Source organism: Ureibacillus thermophilus, assembly GCF_004331915.1.
GTDB classification, from domain to species: domain Bacteria; phylum Bacillota; class Bacilli; order Bacillales_A; family Planococcaceae; genus Ureibacillus; species Ureibacillus thermophilus.
This window is the reverse complement of the sequence record NZ_CP036528.1, coordinates 887186-907411: the sequence shown is the minus strand read 5'-3', so window position 1 is coordinate 907411 and position 20226 is coordinate 887186. Positions and strand designations below refer to the sequence as shown.

At 40.6% G+C, this 20226-nt stretch carries 19 protein-coding genes, 1 riboswitch and 1 other annotated feature; of the genes, 14 read left to right on the top strand and 5 right to left on the bottom strand.

The annotated features are described in order from the left end of the window. Positions 1–14 precede the first annotated feature (14 nt). On the bottom strand, positions 15–692 hold the full coding sequence (locus tag DKZ56_RS04465; protein WP_208651568.1) for a uracil-DNA glycosylase: 678 nt from the start codon (positions 690–692) through the stop codon (positions 15–17). Between the two features lie 171 nt (positions 693–863). Between DKZ56_RS04465 and thiD the strand changes: the two genes are divergently transcribed. The 7 genes from thiD to ilvA all read left to right on the top strand — a co-directional run bounded on the left by thiD (position 864) and on the right by ilvA (position 8487). Next, complete coding sequence (gene thiD / locus DKZ56_RS04460; RefSeq protein ID WP_208651567.1) at positions 864–1697, top strand: bifunctional hydroxymethylpyrimidine kinase/phosphomethylpyrimidine kinase; 834 nt, start codon at positions 864–866, stop codon at positions 1695–1697. Between the two features lie 190 nt (positions 1698–1887). After that, a complete protein-coding gene (locus tag DKZ56_RS04455) occupies positions 1888–2235 on the top strand; it encodes a YojF family protein (protein ID WP_208651566.1) in 348 nt (115 codons plus the stop codon). A 13-nt stretch (positions 2236–2248) separates the two neighbouring features. Next, positions 2249–2929: a bacillithiol biosynthesis deacetylase BshB2 gene (gene bshB2 / locus DKZ56_RS04450; RefSeq protein ID WP_208651565.1), complete on the top strand. Its 681-nt coding sequence runs from the start codon at positions 2249–2251 to the stop codon at positions 2927–2929. A 567-nt stretch (positions 2930–3496) separates the two neighbouring features. Next, on the top strand, positions 3497–3880 hold the full coding sequence (locus tag DKZ56_RS04445) for a DUF485 domain-containing protein (RefSeq protein ID WP_208651564.1): 384 nt from the start codon (positions 3497–3499) through the stop codon (positions 3878–3880). Beyond that, on the top strand, positions 3880–5430 hold the full coding sequence (locus DKZ56_RS04440) for a solute symporter family protein (RefSeq protein ID WP_208651563.1): 1551 nt from the start codon (positions 3880–3882) through the stop codon (positions 5428–5430). Before DKZ56_RS04445 ends, DKZ56_RS04440 begins: the two co-directional genes overlap by 1 nt. Before the next feature lie 221 nt (positions 5431–5651). After that, on the top strand, positions 5652–7004 hold the full coding sequence (locus DKZ56_RS04435; RefSeq protein WP_208651562.1) for a YjiH family protein: 1353 nt from the start codon (positions 5652–5654) through the stop codon (positions 7002–7004). Positions 7005–7227: 223 nt separating this feature from the next. Continuing rightward, positions 7228–8487 carry a threonine ammonia-lyase IlvA gene (ilvA, locus tag DKZ56_RS04430; RefSeq protein ID WP_208651561.1) on the top strand — a complete coding sequence of 420 codons (1260 nt, stop codon included), beginning with the start codon at positions 7228–7230 and terminating at the stop codon, positions 8485–8487. Positions 8488–8785: 298 nt separating this feature from the next. On the opposite strand, the gene DKZ56_RS04425 is transcribed toward ilvA, so the two are convergent. From DKZ56_RS04425 to DKZ56_RS04410, 4 genes are all read right to left on the bottom strand, one after another. Continuing rightward, entirely contained in the window at positions 8786–9754 is a 969-nt protein-coding gene (locus DKZ56_RS04425; protein ID WP_208651560.1) for an NERD domain-containing protein, read from the bottom strand. 200 nt (positions 9755–9954) lie between these two features. Further along, positions 9955–10749 (bottom strand): ABC transporter ATP-binding protein, encoded by a 795-nt coding sequence (locus DKZ56_RS04420; protein WP_208651559.1) that lies wholly within the window; start codon positions 10747–10749, stop codon positions 9955–9957. A 31-nt stretch (positions 10750–10780) separates the two neighbouring features. Continuing rightward, positions 10781–11770, bottom strand: a complete 990-nt coding sequence (locus DKZ56_RS04415; protein WP_208651558.1) for an ABC transporter permease — start codon at positions 11768–11770, stop codon at positions 10781–10783. Between the two features lie 36 nt (positions 11771–11806). Next, a complete protein-coding gene (locus tag DKZ56_RS04410) occupies positions 11807–12826 on the bottom strand; it encodes an ABC transporter substrate-binding protein (protein WP_208651557.1) in 1020 nt (339 codons plus the stop codon). A gap of 363 nt (positions 12827–13189) precedes the next feature. Then, a riboswitch (PreQ1 riboswitch) is annotated at positions 13190–13233 on the top strand. A 7-nt stretch (positions 13234–13240) separates the two neighbouring features. Between DKZ56_RS04410 and DKZ56_RS04405 the strand changes: the two genes are divergently transcribed. The 7 genes from DKZ56_RS04405 to trpB (DKZ56_RS04375) all read left to right on the top strand — a co-directional run bounded on the left by DKZ56_RS04405 (position 13241) and on the right by trpB (DKZ56_RS04375) (position 20209). Beyond that, complete coding sequence (locus tag DKZ56_RS04405) at positions 13241–13729, top strand: QueT transporter family protein (protein ID WP_208652161.1); 489 nt, start codon at positions 13241–13243, stop codon at positions 13727–13729. Positions 13730–14194: 465 nt separating this feature from the next. Continuing rightward, positions 14195–14419: a binding site (T-box leader), on the top strand. An 89-nt stretch (positions 14420–14508) separates the two neighbouring features. After that, complete coding sequence (gene trpD, locus DKZ56_RS04400) at positions 14509–15543, top strand: anthranilate phosphoribosyltransferase (RefSeq protein ID WP_208651556.1); 1035 nt, start codon at positions 14509–14511, stop codon at positions 15541–15543. Beyond that, positions 15543–16340, top strand: a complete 798-nt coding sequence (trpC, locus tag DKZ56_RS04395; RefSeq protein WP_208651555.1) for an indole-3-glycerol phosphate synthase TrpC — start codon at positions 15543–15545, stop codon at positions 16338–16340. The genes trpD and trpC overlap by 1 nt, the downstream gene beginning before the upstream one ends. After that, positions 16337–16954, top strand: coding sequence for a phosphoribosylanthranilate isomerase (locus DKZ56_RS04390; RefSeq protein WP_208651554.1), 618 nt, complete (start codon positions 16337–16339; stop codon positions 16952–16954). Before trpC ends, DKZ56_RS04390 begins: the two co-directional genes overlap by 4 nt. Positions 16955–16959: 5 nt before the next feature. Beyond that, entirely contained in the window at positions 16960–18150 is a 1191-nt protein-coding gene (gene trpB / locus DKZ56_RS04385) for a tryptophan synthase subunit beta (protein WP_208651553.1), read from the top strand. Next, positions 18147–18929: a tryptophan synthase subunit alpha gene (gene trpA / locus DKZ56_RS04380; protein ID WP_208651552.1), complete on the top strand. Its 783-nt coding sequence runs from the start codon at positions 18147–18149 to the stop codon at positions 18927–18929. The genes trpB (DKZ56_RS04385) and trpA overlap by 4 nt, the downstream gene beginning before the upstream one ends. 113 nt (positions 18930–19042) lie before the next feature. Beyond that, complete coding sequence (gene trpB / locus DKZ56_RS04375; protein ID WP_208651551.1) at positions 19043–20209, top strand: tryptophan synthase subunit beta; 1167 nt, start codon at positions 19043–19045, stop codon at positions 20207–20209. The last annotated feature ends 17 nt before the right edge of the window (positions 20210–20226 follow it).

Sequence of the window (20226 nt, the reverse complement as noted above, 5' to 3'; positions counted from 1 at the left end):
TTCTAATAAAAAACTTATTCCAAGCACCAATCAATCGGTTCTTTCCCCCAAGCAATGAGCTGCGCGTTGATTTTAGAGAACGGTCTGCTTCCGAAAAATCCTCTATGGGCGCTTAACGGGCTTGGATGCGGCGCTTGTAAAATGCAATGTTGGGACCCATTTTTTTCAATAATAGCTCTTTTCATTTGGGCAGGTCTCCCCCATAAAACAAAGACGATAGGGTCTTCCCGTTGAGCCAATTTTTCAATAACCGCATCTGTAAATTGCTCCCATCCCATTCCTTGATGGGAATTGGCCTGGCCCTGTCTTACCGTAAGTACCGTGTTTAAAAGGAACACACCTTGCTTTGCCCATTTCATTAAATAACCATCTTTTGGAATAGGACAACCTAAATCATTCTGTAATTCAATGAAAATATTTCTTAGGCTTGGTGGATGGGGAACACCGGGCTTTACGGAAAAACACATGCCATGCGCTTGTCCAGGTCCATGGTAAGGATCTTGTCCTAAAATCACCACTTTTACATCTCTATACGGAACAGTGTAAAAGGCGCTCATCACTTCATGAATCGGCGGGTATACAATATTTGTGCTATATTCTTTAGCAATAAATTTTCTTAGATGATGATAGTAAGGTTTCTCAAATTCCTCTTGCAATATTTCTTGCCAGTCATTGTCAAAAACTTTTTTCATGTCGGAACACCTCATTTCCAACCTACTCTAATAAGTGGGATTAATCAATAGTAGATTTTGCATGCTTCCTCAATCTGGCTTTATTAATATTATAGATTCTGACCATTTTTATAGAGTCAGCAAGTGTATATAATATTAATTAGACTTACAACAAACTAGGAGATGAGGAATTTGTCATTGAAAAAAACGTTAACGATTGCAGGATCAGATGCTTCTGGCGGAGCTGGCACCCTCGCCGATTTAAAAACTTTCCAAGAATACGGCACTTATGGCATGCAAGCTTTGACATGCATCGCCACAATGGATCCAGATCAAGGCTGGAAACATAGCGTTTACACATTGCCAATAGATGTTTTAAAAGACCAATTAAAAACAGCCATTTCGACTGGCATTGATGCGGTAAAAACAGGAATGCTTCCAAATGAAGAAGTCATTCAAGTAGCGGCAGAAGCCATTGAAAAATCCGGTACTAACAATGTTGTCATCGACCCGGTAATGGTTTGCAAGGGAGAAGATGAAGTGTTGAACCCTGGTAATGTAGATGCGATGATTCGCTACCTTCTTCCCCTTGCACTTGTTACTACACCGAATCTCTTTGAAGCTGGGCAGCTGGCTGGTATGAAAACGCCAAAAACGATTGATGAAATGAAAGCAGCTGCGGAAAAAATCCATGCTTTAGGGGCAAAAAATGTAGTCATTAAAGGCGGTCGTTCCCTTGGTACAGAAAAAGCCCTCGATTTATTCTACGATGGAGAAAAATTTTATGCCCTTGAAACAGAGCCAATCAATACAAGCTACAACCACGGTGCAGGCTGTACCTTTGCAGCAAGCATTACAGCCAATTTAGCGAACGGCTTATCCGTAAAAGAAGCCGTTGTAACTTCTAAAGAATTTGTTTCAGTAGCAATTCAGCACGGCTGGCGTTTAAATCAATATGTCGGCCCAGTGATGCACGGAGCGAAAAACGTTTACGGCGCTCCTAATGCAACCATCCGCGAAATTTAATAAAATTTCTCCCTTTCTTAAAAAGAAATTCAGAATAAATGGCATGAGAAAAAAGAAACATCCGTACAATAAAATGTATGGGTGTTTCTTTTTTATTTGCCCTTTTCGAATTTATGTTGCTTTTTGTTTTTCATCATGTGGAACTTTTTACTATACTAGTAGCATAGTCTTTCGGGAAAGGGGAATGTGAATGAAAGAAGTAGATGTGCAAGAGCTTCAAAAACTGATTGATTCTTTTGCAAAAAAAGACGTCTATATACACCTGGAAACAACAAACGGCTCATACGCTACCCACTTCAATGAACAATTTTTTAACGCAAGTGCATTTATACGCAATGCCAAAATTCGATATGAGCATGGTAAAGTCATCGATGACAATCCCCACCGTATAGGATTGAAATTGGAAAATGGATGGGTTTATGCCCAAGGGATTACCCATTATGAAGTAGATGAGCAAGGACGGCTGCTCATGGCTGGGTTGAACCAAGAAGGAAAGTTAGCCATTGCACTTGAAATCAGCGAAACACCATTTGCTTGAAAGGGGGATCAACATGACTTTAACACCACAACGCCATATTTTAATGGTCTTTCCTCATCCAGATGATGAAGCGTTCTCATCCGCCGGGTTAATTCGGCTCTATCGAAACATGGGAGTTCCGGTTACATACGCTTGTTTAACATTAGGAGAAATGGGACGCAATCTTGGAAATCCACCTTTTGCTACCCGCGAATCGCTGCCAGAAATTCGCCGCAAAGAGCTGCTAAAAGCTTGCGAGGCAATGGGAATTGAAGATTTGCGGATGATGGGCTTCCGAGATAAAACCGTTGAATTTGAAGATGATGAAAAAATGGTGAAGCTCGTTCAAGATTTAATTGATGAAGTGAACCCTTCTCTCATTATCACATTCTATCCAAATTACAGTGTGCACCCAGACCACGAAGCAACCGCTCGTGCAGTGGTGGAAGCAGTTCGACGCATGCCAAAAGAAAAGCGCCCTGTTGTTTACGGAGTAGCCTTTGCGAATAACACCGTTGCTGAAATTGGAGAACCTGATGTTGTAATCGATATTTCCAGCGTGAAAGAAGATAAATTGAAAACATTGCTGGCCCATAATTCCCAAACGGCATGGATGATTGAAGAAAACAACAAGCGTGTAGATGAAGGACAGCCAATGAGCGACAGTTGGTTCCACTACGAAAAATTTTATACGATTACATTCGATGAAGAGTAATCAAATCCAATTGGCAGTACAAACCACTGACAAGGTTTGTACTGCCTTTTTTTGTTCAAAACCTTGCACGTTCCAACAAAAAACTGTAAATTTCAGCCTTTTCAGACATTTGATATCTAACAAAAGTTTACAATTTTCTGCGAAATAACAGTAAAATTCTCAGTCAAGAAAAATTTTTTTAATTTTTTTAGTTATCAAATTTTTATTATCCCACATTTGTTATATAACAGAAATTTGAATTATGTTATATTTTTCACAAATTATTATACTGACCTCCCCTAATACCATATTTCTGCATCTTGTTTATTTTTCTCTTTTTTATACAAATAAATCGTCGAATATTCTATGAGTAAAACTTTTCCCTCTCCCCTTTTCCAAGAAAAATATAGAAAAATTGTTGATAATTCAAAGATAGTTAATTGATATGGAATATTTTGAGATTTGGATTTTACAAAATTTTAATATTGAATTATAAGAATTTGTCTCCTAGAATAGTATCATGCGAAAGGGATGGAGCAGAAATATAACGTTTTAAACAGAATAATTTTTCGTAAGGGGGAATTCGATATGACAAATGTATCAACGGTAAAAAATCCAAATTTAACAAAAGAAAAACCAGATTCACCTATAAAAAAGGCGAAAAACGATTCCATAAATTATGAGAAAATCAATAATATGGAAACTTTCAACAGGTTTGTAAGAAAGAAAAACGCCTTTTTATTCGGTACTACAGGGGTATTTTTGTTCCTTTACATCTTATTGCCGATTTTGGCGTTCACACCTGTATTACAACAGAAATGGATTGGAAACATTACTGGAGTTTGGGTTTATTCTGCCGGCCTTTTCGTAATGACAGTGGTGCTTTGTGCGTTATATACAAAGATGGCACCAAAATTCGATCAAATCGCTGCAGAAGTTTTACGTGAATATGAACAAGGTGGTGAAAAATAATGAATTTAGTTACAATAGCATTCTTCTTGGGAATTGTAGGTTTGACATTGGTCGTTACGTATATCGCAGCCAAACGCACATCTTCGGCCAGCGATTTCTATACAGCTGGCGGTGGATTGAAGGGTTGGCAAAACGGACTTGCCATTGCCGGTGACTACTTGTCGGCTGCCGCGTTTTTGGGGGTATCCGGTGCGATAGCGTTGACTGGATTCGATGGCTTCTTCTTCTCTGTCGGTTATGTAGTTGCGAACTTGGTGCTTCTTTACATTATTGCAGAACCAATGCGCAATCTGGGACGCTACACATTGGCGGATATGTTGACTGCACGCTTCACTGAAAAACGAATCCGAGGCATCGCTGCCACTTCTACGATTACAATCGTTATCCTTTATATGATTGCCCAACTTGTAGGTGCAGGGGCTCTCATTAAATTATTGTTCGGCATTGATTATTGGTTGGCCGTTATTATCGTCGGCGTCATGATGACAACATACGTATTGTTCGGCGGTATGACTGCCACATCTTGGGTGCAAATCATCAAGGCCTGCCTGTTATTGTTCGGTACAACACTATTGGCATTCTTGGTATTCTGGAAATTTGATTTCAGCTTAATGAAAATGTTTGACACAATTTCCACTCAACACGGGGATCAATACTTAGTTCCGGGAATCAAATACACTTCCATGATCGATTCTATATCGATGATGATGGCGTTGGTATTGGGAACATCCGGCCTTCCGCATATCTTAATGAGATTCTTTACGGTAAAAGATGCGAAAACGGCCCGCACATCCATTTCATGGACAACTTGGATTACGGCGATTTTCTTCTCATTGACAATTTTCCTGGGATTCGGTGCAATGCATTTTGTCGGAATTGATGTAATCAAGGCGGAAAACGCTGCCGGAAACACTGCTGCTCCACTGTTGGCGGAATATTTGGGCGGCAACATTCTATTATCGTTCGTTGCAGCCGTTGCATTCGCAACAATTTTGGCGGTAGTGTCCGGATTGGTGTTGACTGGCGCTTCAGCAATTTCCCATGATATTTATGGCGAAATTATCAAAGACGGAAAATTGACTGAGAAACAACAAGTGTTGGCAGCTCGTATCGGTTCCATTTCAATTGCCGTGATTTCGATCATTTTGGCGCTGTTTGCCCAAAGCTTGAACGTTTCATTCCTAGTTTCATTTGCTTTCTGTATTGGAGCATCAGCCAACTTACCGGTTATTCTATATACAATTTACTGGAAAAAATTCAATTCAAACGGCGTTATCGCTGCAATGGCAACTGGATTGATTTCCTGTTTGGTATTGGGGGCAATGGGGCCAAACGTATGGAACCCGGTGGAAGGTGCAGCAATCTTTGTCGGCGAACCATTAGTTCCTCTTTCAGTTCCAGCCATCATTACAATTCCGTTAGGCTTTATCGCTGGATATTTAGGTACTGTATTGACTTCAAATAAATCGAAAAACGCCGAAAAAGTATACCATGAAATCCGTGTTAAAGCGAATACTGGTGTTGCAGTATCCGAAGTATCGCATCATTAATATTAAATAGTAGATTTTCATACCAAACACACCATTTATATACAAAAGATGGTGTGTTTTTCTTTTTGCATCAAGACATGCTTTTCCATCCTTATCACAGAAAAATTGTACAAAAAGTATAAAATTTCGGAATATAATTTCTTTTTCTCTATATATGGACATTCGTATAAATAGCATTTATAGTGTATAAATATGCAAAACAAAATTGATGAGGGGTACTTATGAAAAAAAAATTCCATCCATATATATGGTTACTGTTCATATGTCTTTCGGTTTTAGGGATCTTTTTATTTATTATTCCTGTGAATACGCCGGATGGACTCAAAGTTCCAATCGCGCTTCTGGCGAATGGTCTTTCAGGAAAAGTCGTTTCTTTTATCCATTGGTTTGCGTATATAGTATTTATAATTGCTGCTGTTGGTTCAATCGTAATGCACTTTATCCCCCAATCAGGGAAAGTGACGATTTTTGATACATTATTCCGCACCCGCCTGTTTTGGACAATCATGCGGGTGCTGGCGGTCATTTTCGCGACACTGTATTTATTCCGAATCGGACCTGAAGCTTTCACCAGCGAGAATACGTCCGGTTTGTTATTGAATCCGGATGGCGGCTTGGTGACAATGATGTTTCCATTATTCCTGTTTGCAGGGTTGCTCTTGCCGCTTCTGACGGACTTTGGATTGTTGGAGTTTTTCGGTTCCATGATGGTGAAAATCATGCGCCCGATTTTCAAAATTCCCGGACGTGCCGCCATCGACTGTTTGGCTTCATGGGTCGGCGATGGTACAATCGGGGTACTTCTTACAAGCAGACAATATGAGGAAAGCAACTATACCGCACGGGAAGCGGCAACCATTGCAACAACTTTCTCTGTGGTTTCCATCACCTTCTGTTTTGTGATTGTTGAAACAGTGAATCTTGGCCAATATTTCTTACAGTTTTACGGGACAGTCATTTTGGTTGGGCTGATTTTGGCGGTAATCATGCCGAGAATCTATCCTTTGAGAAATAAGCCGGATACATACTTTGACGGCTCTTCTCCGGAAGGTCATCGTGAGGATGTTCCAGAAGGGTTCAACGTATTTACTTTCGGTTTGAAAAATGCGTTGGAAAAAGCCGAAAGCAACCAAAACCTATTGAAAGTGGCCGGCTCCGGCTTTCGAAATGTGTTGGAAATGTGGATTGCCATTACGCCTGTCATTATGTCGTTCGGTACAATCGCTTTGATTCTTGCGGAATACACAAGCTTCTTTAAAGTATTGGGAATGCCTTTTGAACCAATATTGCAGTTGTTCCAAATCCCTTATGCAGAAGATGCAGCCCAAACGATGATCATCGGTTTTGCGGATATGCTGCTGCCTTCTATTTTGGGTGCCGGAATCGAGTCGGAATTAACACGCTTCTTCATCGCAACCGTTTCCGTCACTCAATTGATTTACATGTCCGAAGTCGGCGGGCTGATCTTAGGTACAAAACTTCCATTAAAATTATGGGATTTGTTCATGATCTTTTTAATCCGCACGATCATTTCCATTCCGATTGTGGCCCTCATTGCCCATTTTATCTTTTAACTCGAAACCACCATTTTTCTTTGGGGAAAATGGTGGTTTTTTTACGCATTATATTGAAAACGTTTTTAATTAAAATTTTTCGTCTTTTATGGATTCGTCCTTGATTTTTTCAAAAGCGGTCTTTAGACTATTCTGTATATTATTTATATATTTAAAATTTCGTAAAATCACGAATTTTATGATAAAATATATAAATGCTGATACTTATGGAGGTTAAAATTAAATGGAAGTTGCGGATAAAAGTTTTACAGTCGAGAACGTCTTAAAAGCACAACATCAGTTAAAAGATGTCGTCCTTCATACACCATTGCAAAAAAATGAATATTTGTCAGAAAAGTATGGTGCAAATATTTATTTTAAACGCGAAGATTTGCAATCAGTGCGTTCTTTTAAATTGCGCGGCGCCTATTATAAAATTAAAAAAATTGAAAACGAAGCACGTGTACGAGGCGTTGTATGCGCTTCTGCCGGCAATCATGCCCAAGGTGTGGCTTATTCCTGCTCCCATTTGAAAATTAGAGGGACTATTTTTATGCCACTGACTACACCGAAACAAAAAATTGATCAAGTGCGCATGTTCGGCCGCGATTATGTGGAAATTGTGTTGGCTGGCGATACATTTGATGATTCTGCCAATGCAGCCATGGATTATTGCTTAGAACATGATATGATTTTCATTCATCCTTTTGACGATTATGATATTATCGCTGGACAAGGAACGGTCGGCGTCGAAATTTTAAATGATATAGATGAACCTCTTGATTTTGTATTTGGAGGCATTGGCGGCGGAGGACTCATGAGCGGGGTTGCTGCCTATATTAAAAATATCTCGCCTACTACAAAAGTAATTGGCGTTGAACCAGAAGGCGCACCAAGCATGAAAGCAGCCTTTGAAAATGGAGGGCCAGTCGCTTTAGAAAAAATTGATAAATTCTGCGACGGTACAGCCGTTCAATGCGTTGGACAAATCACATATGAAATTTGCCGCAAATATTTAGATGATATTATTACAGTCCCTGAAGGTAAAGTTAGTACAACAATTCTTGATTTATATAACAAACATGCCATCATTGCAGAACCATCCGGTGCACTGCCAGTATCTGCTCTTGATTTCTACGCAGACCAGTTGAAAGGAAAAACGGCGGTTGCCATTATCACAGGAGGCAATAATGATATCAGCCGCATGCAGGAAATCAAAGAAAAATCCTTGCTATACGAAGGCTTATTGCATTACTTTATCGTCAACTTCCCACAACGGGCAGGAGCATTGCGTCAGTTCTTAACAGTGGTGCTTGGCCCAAATGATGATATCACTCGTTTTGAATATACGAAGAAAAACAATAAAGAAGAAGGGCCTGCATTAGTCGGAATCGAAATCAGCAAACCTGAAGATTATGAAGGCTTAATCGACCGCATGCGCGTGAATGGATTCGATTTTAAAGAAGTGAATAAAGACAGCACATTATTTGGATTGTTGATTTAATGATAGAGAAGAGGCTGGGACATAAACAAAAAAATGATAGGGGTAGCTGAAAGAGTTTTGATAAAAAATTGAACTAACGAAACATTGATTGGCGTGACGGACCCGCGGAAAGCGTCCCCGGAACGGAAATCAATTTTAATAACATATCAAAAAAACATCATTTTCTCCTTGGAGAAAATGATGTTTTTTTAGATTTGTCCCAACCTCTTTTTGTTTTGATTTTTTATCTCCAGATTTTGTGACAATATCCCCTGTTTTTGTGAACATAACCCTAATTTTTATGACAATATCCACAGAATTATCTTAATCTCCTTTTCCAATCCAGTATATTTTCAGGGATGATATAAATTCTTCCCCGCTTTTCTCCCTTTTGTTGAAGAGGCAGTTTTTTTATCAATTCGTAAGCCGTTTTGGGATGAATATTAAAAAAACGGCTAAATTCAGCATTTGTAATCCACGGTTTAATCAATAGAGCGTAATCATGTAAAGCCTCAATGAAAGTCTCTTTATCTTTAAAATTGCATTTCGGGCAAATAAAGCGGCCTTTTTTATAATACATCACCGTTTGATATTCACACTGCTTACAAAGGGCGCCTTTTTTAATTTTTCTCACATCAATTTGCGGACTCCACTTTGTTGGATTTTGTATTTTCACCAATTCATCTTTTAACTGTTCCATTTGCTGTGAGGAAAGCTTTTTGGGGTATTGGCGATAAAGTGCATTCAATTTGCTCTGCAATTCCCCTAAATGGAACACGGAAATCGCATTCGAAACAGGGCCAATGATGGTTGCATCCGCAATAACAATCGAATAAACAAGCGGTAAATGCATGTTCAACTTTTCCAGTTTACCCTTTAAAAATCGGATATGTCTTTCCGCTTGATCGATGGGGTTTCGCAAACTTTCGGTCGTACCGTCAAATCGCGTCCGTATTAATTGATTCCTCTCCATTTGAAAATCGATGCGGCCAGAAAAATTTTTTATTTCCAATAGCCATAAAAAATTCGGACAAATAAATAGCGTATCAATTTGATGGGAATGCCCATATGTATTTTCTGTTTCAAAATGATGAAACAAATAATATTCCGTTGGTATGATCAACTCTTTCCACTCGCGGTCAAGCTTCAATTCCCCCTCATATCCTTTCTTCATTTGCAAATAAAGTTCCCGAAAATATCCATAATCCCTCTCGCTTTCTTGCCATCTTCTTAGCAATGCTTCCAACAGAAAAAGCTTTACAGGTTTTTTCCGCTCCAAAATAATCATCCCATCCCCCCTTGCCCCTATTTTATTTAGCAAGCGATGAATTGGCAAAATTTGAAAAACAGAATTTACCCTCGATCAATGTTCCAAACATAAATTTTCGGCTTCCCAAAACCTTGAAAATCTACATTTCCCCCAATCTTTCAAAAAATAAAAAAAAACAGCCCTCGTTCCCAAGAGCTGGTTTTCTATCTTTATCAACTTTACCCCAACAATGTTCGGTCAGTGGTCATTTTTTCGCCGCGAATGCGTTCGAATTCCGCCATTAAGTCAGGGATAGTTAAGTTTGGTTTTTGATCTTCATTCACTTCCAAAATAATTTGCCCTTTATCCATCATAATCAAACGGTTTCCCAAATCTATAGCCTGCTGCATATTGTGGGTTACCATCAATGTTGTCAAATTGTCTTCTTCCACCAATTCCTTTGTTAATTTTGTAATCAATTCCGCACGGGAAGGGTCAAGCGCCGCTGTATGCTCATCCAAAAGCAAAATAGACGGCTTCGTAAAAGTGGCCATTAATAAGGATAGCGCTTGTCTTTCCCCACCGGATAATAACCCGACTTTTGCATTTAAACGGTTTTCCAAATTCAAATGCAATTTTTCAAGGGCTGTGCGGAAGAAATCCCGCCGCTCCCGATTCACCCCTAAACGTAAAGTACGATTCGCATTTCGGGCATATGCAATGGCGAGATTTTCTTCAATCGTCATAGATGGTGCTGTCCCTGCCATCGGATCTTGAAAGACGCGCCCAATATACTGAGAACGTTTATACTCAGACAAACTCGTAACATCTTTTCCATCAATCCATACTTTTCCTACGTCCGGTGTTAACACCCCAGAAATCATGTTCATCATCGTTGACTTTCCGGCGCCGTTACTTCCGATGACCGTCACGAAATCTCCTGGCTTTAAATGGAGATTAATTTGATTCAATGCAATTTTTTCATCCGGAGTGCCTTCATTAAAGATTTTTGTTATACCTTCTAGTTTAAGCAAAGTGTTCGCCCCACTTTCTCTGTCGTAGCTGCTAAATTTTGGCTTGGAGTCGTTTCGCTTTTCGCTTCTTATTTTTTTGTTTTTCAATCATTTGAGGAATAATCAACGCCAAGATTACAATAATCGCCGTAATCAGCTTCATATCGCTTGCATCGAGGAACTGCATGCGCAATGCAAGCGCCAAAACAATACGATAAAGAATGGCTCCAATGACAACAGCAAAGGTTGTACGCATTATAGATTTTGTGCCAAAAATCGCTTCCCCGATAATAACGGAAGCTAATCCAACTGTAATCATCCCAATACCCATTGTAGCATCAGAATATTTGGAATATTGGGCAATTAACGCGCCAGCTAATGCCACAAGCGCATTGGAAATTCCTACTCCTAAGATGATTAAATGGTCCGTATTTGCTGAAAAGCTTCGAATCATCCGTTTATTATCCCCTGTTGCCCGAATGGCAAGCCCAATTTCTGTTTTTAAGAACCAATCGACAACCAATTTGAGAATGGCTGTTAGGATAATCATGATAAAAAGAGTTCCCCAAGTTTGAGGTAAATGTTTTACACCTAAACTGGACAAAATATTATTTAATGCTGAATCAATCCCTAATGGTTCCCAAATCTTTGAAAATTGAGTGAAGATGGTTTCACTATTTAGGAGGGGAACGTTCGGAAGGCTTGTTGCATTTTCACTTGAGAAGCCCATGATTCTTAGATTTATGGAATAGAGGCCAATCATCATAATGATACCGGCAAGGAGCGGATTAATGTTTCCTTTGGTATGTAATAAACCGGTAATACACCCTGCAATAAATCCCGCTACGATTGCAGCGAGTGTTGCCAAAATGGGGTGGTAACCTAGCACAATCATCGTTGCTACCGTGGCTGCCCCCGTTACAAAACTACCATCTACCGTCAAGTCCGGAAAATCTAACACTCGGAATGTTAGATACACTCCGAGTGCCATAATCGCGTAGATGATTCCTTGCTCAACTGAACCGAACATTGCTGCAAACATATTGAATCATCTCTCCTAACATATCGAAATTCATTATTAATTTTCTGTTTCTACAAGCTCTGCATTCCATTCATCTTTTACTTCAATGCCAAGTTTTTCTACAACATCTTTGTTCATAACAAGTTTTAAAGTATTTGGATATTCTGCTGGAATGTCTGCTGGTGTTGCTTCACCCTTCAAAATTTTCACAGCCATTTGACCAGCTTGGTAACCGATGTCATAGTATTCAAATCCAAATGCCAATAATCCGCCGCGTCTTACAGAGTCAAATTCGCCCACAACAAGCGGCAATTTATTGCTTTCTGCTACTTGGATTACAGATTCAAGAGCTGATACAACTGTGTTGTCTGTGATAATGTAGAATGCATCCACTTTGCCTACTAAAGATTCTGCTGCTTGTTTAGTTTCTGAACTTTGGGCTACTGTTGTAGTTTCCACTTTCATTCCTAATGAATCAGCAATTTCTCTTACTTGGTTCACTTGTGCAACAGAGTTTTGTTCCCCAGCATTGTAAATCATGCCGACTTTTTCAATGCCTAATTCATTTTTCATGAATTCTACTGTTGTTTTAATAGCATCTGGATGCAGGTCGATTGTACCTGTCACGTTGCCTCCAGGAGATTCAATAGAATCGATTAATTGTGCTGCAACAGGATCTGTTACAGATGTGAAAACGATTGGAATATCAGATGTTACATTTTTTGCCGCTTGTGCAGATGGAGTGGAGTTCGCAAAGATTAAATCAACTCCTGCACTTGCTAAGTTTTGGGCAATTTGCGTATTTAAACTATTGTCGTTTTGGGCAAGCTGATAATCATATTCAACATTTAATCCCGCATCTTTCAACGCATCTTGGAATCCTTGGTATGCTGCGTTTAAAGATGGGTGTTCAACAATTTGCGTTACACCAATTTTGTAAGTTTTTGTTTCTTCTGTTTTCGTATCAGTACCTTTGCTTTCATCTTTTTCAGATGTATTGTCATTACCGCCGCAAGCAGCTAAAAGCAGCAATAAACCGAGCAATAAAAATGATAGCTTTTTCATACTGCTCTTCATAAATTTCCCCCCTGTTATTCTTCAAATTTTCTGACTATTTTTAATATAAATTTTGTCGCTTTAAATTGATAAAGCGAAGTTTAACGTTATATTACATTTTCATAAAAGAACAGTCAATAACATTAGGAATCTTCTGAAATTAAAAATGTTCTTTTTATTCTTTCAAAAATAGCAATTTAGTGCTTTCAACCAATAAATTGCGTGAATTTTCTAGAAAATATATTATATAAAAATAATGAATAATTTGTGAAAAAATCGTGAACTTTTTCAGTAATAAAAAACACCTATATATAGGTTCAATTGCTCAAAAATCCAATTTGTGATTTTTCGATAAATGTAATATAATATTTTTTTGTGTGTTCACACACCGTGGTTCGCAAAATCCCACGATAAAAAACTAAGGAGTGTATCATGATGAAAACAAAATTCTTAGCAGTATCTGCAATTATTGCTGCACTATATATCGCCGTAACTTATACGCTCTCTTTTTTGAGCTTCGGTGATATTCAATTTCGCATTGCGGAAATTTTTAACCATTTAATCGCCTTCAATCCCCGCTATATGTTAGGGGTTGTGCTGGGAGTGTTTATTTCAAACTTATTCTCTCCTCTTGGCTGGTTCGATTTAGTGTTCGGCGTAGCCCACTCCCTCATCTGTTTAACGACTCTTATCATCATTAGCAAATTTGTAAAAAACATTGTTTATCGTATGTTGATGAACTCTTTTGTCTTTACTTTCATGATGTGGATTATCGCCTTGGAATTAAAGTTGGCGCTTGATCTTCCTTTCTGGCTTTCATGGCTTTCGACGGCCATCGGAGAAGCTGTCGTGCTGCTTATTGGCATTCCGATTATGAAATTGCTTGATAAACGATTAAACTTTAAAAATTTAATCGATTCATGATAGAAGAGGCTGGGACAAATCTAAAAAAGAGGTTGGGACAAATCTAAAAAAACATCATTTTCTCCAAGGAGAAAATGATGTTTTTTTGATATGTTATTAAAATTGATTTCCGTTCCGGGGACGCTTTCCGCGGGCCCGGCTCGAGCCTCCTCGGAGCTCATTGCTTCGCTCCTGCGGTGTCTCGAGACACGGGCTGTTCCCGCAGGAGTCGCCCCGTCACTTCAATCAATTTTTAGTTATATCAAATATTTATCAAAACCCTTTCAACTACCCCTTTAATTCTTTGTTTATGTCCCAGCCTCTTTTCGCATCTTTCTTTTTGAATTGAGCGAAAATTATTGACATTCATGCAAATTCTGAATAAAATAATTTTCAACTAAATTGTTCGTGGCGGAGAAAGGCTGTGGAAGCGCAGCACCGCACCGATTGTTGAGTTGAGCCTGAGTTTAGTTGAGAATAGCCGAGCTGAAATTGATGAGTAAGGAAAAGTAGCGAAATGCGTATGCCTAAGAGAGCTAGTGGTTGGTGGGAACTAGCGCATACCTTTCGTGAATGGGCCTTACGAGAGCAACTGCGCAAGTGGTTGACGTCTTTCCCGCGTTACAGGGAAGTGCTTTTTTAAGCACACTGAGGTGGAAGTAGCAACTACTTCAACAGAGGTGGCAACGCGGCCTGTTCGTCGTCCTCTGCAAATGGGATTTTGCGCCCATTTGCAGAGGTTTTTTTATTGCGGCTATTCTATCTAAGCTTCAAATTTATTAAATTTGGAGGATGATAGAATGAACATTCAAGCTTTTACAAAACGTGTTCAACAAAAAGAAGATTTGTCTTACGATGAGATGATCCAAGCCGTTGAACTCATTTTTGCAGAGAAAACGCCAAAAGAAGACATCGCGGAATTTTTATTGGCTCTTCGCGAAAAAGGCGAAACCGCGGAAGAAGTTGCTGCCCTTTCCATCGTAATGAAATCCAATGCCATCAAAATCCCCGTTCCAAAAGGGTCTTATATTGACAATTGCGGCACTGGAGGCGATGGACTTCATACATTCAACATCAGCACCACTTCCGCCTTTGTGTTGGCAAGCAACGGTGTGAAAGTCGCAAAACATGGTAACCGAAAAATTTCTAGTTCTTCCGGCAGCACGGATGTGTTGGAAGCATTGGGCATACACAATGATTTCACTGCCGAAGAATCTGCTCAGTTGCTAGAACAGGAAGGCATCGCTTTTCTATACGCTCCTAATGTTCACCCGAAACTGAAACGCATTGGCGAAGTTCGTCGAGCCATTGGAAAACCAACCATTTTTAACTTAGTAGGTCCTCTGACAAATCCGGTCGATTTAGAATGTCAACTTGTCGGCATTAGCCGTCCTGATTTTGTTGAAGAATATGCAAAAGTGCTGCGCATTTTAGGAAGAAAACGGGCGATTGTTGTATCTGGTTCCAATGGAATGGATGAAGCTTCTCTTGACCAAAAAAACTATGCGGTGATTTTGGAAAATGGAGAAATTAAACCTCTTTCCATCAACATTGAAGAATTAGGATTGCAGCCCGCTACAATTTGCCATCTTCGCGGTGGTACGCCAGAAGAAAATGCGAATATTTTAAAAGACTTGTTGAAAGGAAATCGCTCGCCTTATTACGATGCAGTGGTATTAAATGCAGCGCTCGGGTTCTTTGCATACGGTGCCGTTGAATCTTTGAAAGATGGCGTTTTTATAGCGCGCGATGCGATTGAATCCGGCCGAGCTTACGAGAAGCTTGAAGCAGTCATTGAATTCAGCCAAAACATCATAAAGGAGCAATCCCGCTAATGACAATTTTAGATACGATTATTGAACATAAAAAAAACATTTTACCGAAATTGCAAGAAACAAAGCCGGATTGGAACGTTCCCATCGTGAAACGCCCTTCGTTATATGATTTGCTCAGAAAATCGGACACCTTGCAAATCATTGCAGAAATGAAACGGGCCTCTCCTTCCAAAGGCATTATTAATGCCAATGCAGATCCGGTGGAGCAAGCAAAACGCTATGAAAAAGCAGGATCCGCTTGCATTTCCGTACTGACGGAAGAAAAATTTTTCAAAGGCTCATTTGAAGATTTGGCGAACATTGCAAAAAATGTAAATCTGCCAATCTTAAATAAAGATTTTATTATTGATAAAGTACAAGTTGATTACGCACTGCGGTCAGGTGCATCCGTCATTCTTCTCATTGTGGCGGCATTAGAGGACGTAACGCTTGCTGAATTGTATGAATACGCTGAAAGTTTAGGGCTGGAAGTGCTTGTGGAGGTGCACAACGAAGAAGAATTGGAGCGCGCCCTTCGCCTCCGCCCGAAACTTCTTGGCGTAAACAACCGAGATTTAAAAACCTTTCATGTGGATTTAGCCCAAACCGAAAAGCTTGCAGAAATGATTAAACGCTATCCGGACATTGCTTTCATTAGCGAAAGCGGCATTTTTCAAAAAGCAGATGCAGAACGAGTGGCAAATGCAGGAGCCCGAGGAATTCTAGTTGGAGAGTCTCTTATGAGAAGCGGCAACCCAGAGGACACGTTAAAATCATTCCAAATCAAACTTCCTGCCCTAGAGGATGTAGAGCGATGACAAAAGTGAAAATTTGCGGGTTAAAAGAAAACGTGCATGTGCATTGCGCCGTCAATGCTGGATCGGATTTTGTAGGCTTCGTGTTTGCGCCGAGCAAGAGGCAAATTTCCATCGAGAAAGCCAGGGAACTGGCAAAACTGGTGCCAAACCATGTGAAGAAAGTCGGCGTCTTTGTTAATCCGACCATAGAGGAAGTAAGAGAAGCTTTTGAAAGCGTACCACTTGATTATGTGCAATACCATGGCAATGAAGATCCGAACTTTATTAACCAATTAGGCTACCCTTCTATTAAAGCCTTTTCCATCCGGGATAAGGATGATGTGGAGAAAGCTAGCAAGTTTAACGTAGATTACTATTTATTCGATGCACCTGGAACAGACTACGCCGGTGGGAGCGGAAATACATTTGACTGGTCCCTTTTAGATCAACTTTCCATCCCAAGGGAGAAAGTGATTCTGGCAGGAGGACTCAACGCGGCAAATGTCAATCAAGCCATTGCAACGGTTCAACCTTTTGCAGTGGATGTATCAAGCGGCGTTGAGCAACACGGCAAAAAGAGCTGCGAACTGATTCAATCCTTTATCCAAGCTGTAAAAACTTCAAAAAGGAGCTAACGGACATGACGACAACCGTAAAAGGCAAATTCGGTCGTTTTGGAGGACAATTTGTGCCGGAAACCTTAATGACTGCTTTGCAAGAACTGGAAGAAGCTTATGAACATTATAAACACGATGAGTCTTTTCAACAGGAACTCCGCTACTATTTAAAAGACTACGTCGGCAGAGAAACGCCCCTCTATTTTGCGGAACGGCTCACTGAATATTGCGGCGGCGCCAAAATTTATTTAAAACGGGAAGATTTGAACCATACCGGCGCACATAAAATCAACAATGCCCTCGGCCAGGCATTGCTTGCCAAAAAAATGGGCAAAACGAAAATTGTGGCTGAAACAGGCGCCGGCCAACACGGTGTAGCGACAGCAACCGCCTGCGCCCTTCTTGGAATGGAATGCATCGTTTTTATGGGAGCAGAAGATGTGAAACGCCAAGCATTAAACGTATTCCGTATGGAGCTTTTAGGCACAAAAGTCGTGGCTGTTGAAAAAGGATCCAGAACGTTGAAAGATGCGGTGAACGAAGCCTTGCGCTACTGGGTGACGAATGTAGAAACAACCCACTACATTTTAGGTTCTGCGATGGGGCCCCATCCCTTCCCTACCATCGTTCGCGATTTCCAAAGAGTCATCGGGGATGAAACGAAAAAACAAATTTTAGAAAAGGAAAACCGCCTTCCTGACGCTGTTGTAGCCTGCATCGGAGGCGGCAGCAATTCCATCGGGATGTTTTATCCTTTTGTAGAAGACAAGGAAGTTGCATTATATGGCGTGGAAGCTGCCGGAAAAGGATTTGAAACCGGCAAACATGCAGCGGCCATCAATGCTGGAAAAACAGGTGTACTGCACGGCGCTTATATGTATTTATTGCAAGATGAAAACGGATTTGTGCAAGAAGCCCACTCCATTTCTGCAGGTCTTGACTACCCAGGAGTTGGTCCTGAACATTGCTATTTGCATGAAACCGGCCGCGCAAAATATGTCATGGCAACAGATGAGGAGGCGCTTGAAGCCGTAAAGCTTCTTTGCCGAACAGAAGGTATTCTCCCTGCCCTTGAAAGCGCCCATGCCGTTCACTATGCGGCAGAGCTAGCCAAAACGATGAGGAAAGACCAAATCGTTGTCGTTTGTTTATCCGGCCGCGGCGACAAAGACGTGCACACGATTTACGATGCCCTTGGAGGTGACTTAGCATGAGCCGAATCAAAGAAGCCATTTTAGAAACCAATCTTCAAGGCCATAAAGCATTTATTCCTTACATCATGGCAGGCGATGGCGGGCTTGAAACGTTGAAACCGACCATTTTAAAACTTCAAGAACTAGGAGTCACAGCCATTGAAGTGGGCATCCCTTTCACCGACCCGGTTGCTGATGGGCCAACGATTGAAGAAGCAGGCCGACGAGCTTTGGCAAAGGGAACGACTTTGCGAAAAGTGCTTGAAACCCTTGCAACATTTGCAGATGAAGTTGCCATTCCTTTAGTGGCAATGACGTATTTGAATCCGATTTTAGCTTATGGAATTGATGACTTTGCAAAAGATGCATATAAAGCAGGTATCCGCGGCGTTATTATTCCGGATATGCCATTAGAGGAAAGCGAGTTAGTCCATCCCTCTTTACAAGCGGCTGGCATTGATTTAGTGCAGCTTGTGTCACTTACAAGTACACCGGGGCGGATTGAAAAACTCACAAAAGCAAGCGAAGGATTCATTTATGCGGTGACCGTCAACGGCATCACTGGCGCCCGTTCCTCTTTTGAAGGAAATTTGGAAGATCATTTCAAAACAATTCAAAGCTACACGGATACGCCGGTTTTAGCGGGATTCGGCATCTCCACCCCTGAACACGTAAAGCAATTTGGCTCCTTTACAAGCGGCGTCATTGTGGGAAGCAAAATTGTCGATTGTTTGACAAAAGGCGATTGGGAGACAATTGAAAACCTTGTGAAAGCTTCGAAGGCTGTTCCTTTGGCTTAATCTTCATTTATCTTCAAAATATCATCTGGTTTTATGAACATATCACTGGGGGTTGTGACAATATCGCCCTGTTTTGTGAACATATCACCCAATATAAAAAAGGAGTTGTAATCATGAGCAAAACATTAATTCAAAATGGCTACTACGGAAACTATGGCGGCAGCTTCGTTCCGGATGATGTGCAAAAAGTGCTTGAAAAAATTGCAGAAGAATTTGCAAAAGTAAAAGACGACCCTGCTTTCAACGAAGAACTCAACTTTTATTTGAAAGAATACGCTGGCCGTGAAACACCTCTTTATTTTGCTAAAAACTTAACGGAAAAATTAGGCGGAGCAAAAATTTATTTAAAACGGGAAGATTTAAACCATACGGGCTCCCATAAATTAAACAATGTGCTTGGCCAAATTTTGCTTGCCAAACGTATGGGAGCTAAAAGAATCATCGCTGAAACGGGAGCAGGACAACATGGAGTTGCCACTGCTACAGCTGCTGCGATGTTCGGAATGGAATGTACAATCTACATGGGGGCAAAAGATACGAAACGCCAAGCGCTAAATGTATTCCGCATGGAGCTTCTTGGCGCAAAAGTTGTGGCGGTGGATAAAGGAAACGGCTTATTAAAAGAAGCGGTGGATGAGGCATTCCTAGATTTAGTGAAAAACCATGATAACACTTTCTATTTACTAGGTTCAGCAGTAGGCCCTACTCCATATCCTGAAATTGTTGAGCATTTCCAATCCGTTATTAGCCGTGAAAGCCGTGCGCAGCATTTAGAAAAAGAAGGCAAACTACCGACAGCAGTTGTAGCAGCGGTAGGCGGCGGAAGCAATGCGGCTGGCGCCTTCTCCCATTATATCAATGACGAAAACGTGCGTTTAATCGGTGTGGAACCTGCTGGCGCTGCAACGCTGACAAAAGGTTCCCCTGGCATTCTTCATGGTTTCAAAAGCTACGTTCTTCAAGATGAAGAAGGCAATTTGCTTGAAACAAACTCCATCGCTGCCGGCTTGGATTATCCAGGCGTCGGCCCACTTCACGCTTACTTGCATGAAACAGGACGCGGCGAATATGTAACAGTTACAAATGAGGAAGTGCTGGAAGCTTTCCAAGTATTATCAAGGACAGAAGGCATTATTCCTGCCCTTGAAAGCTCCCATGCCGTTGCTCACACATTAAAACTTGCACCGACTTTATCACCTGAAGACACAATCATCGTCAATATTTCCGGACGCGGCGATAAAGACGTGCAACAAGTATTTGAATTGCTCAAAAATCAATAAACCATGAGGGGATGTTC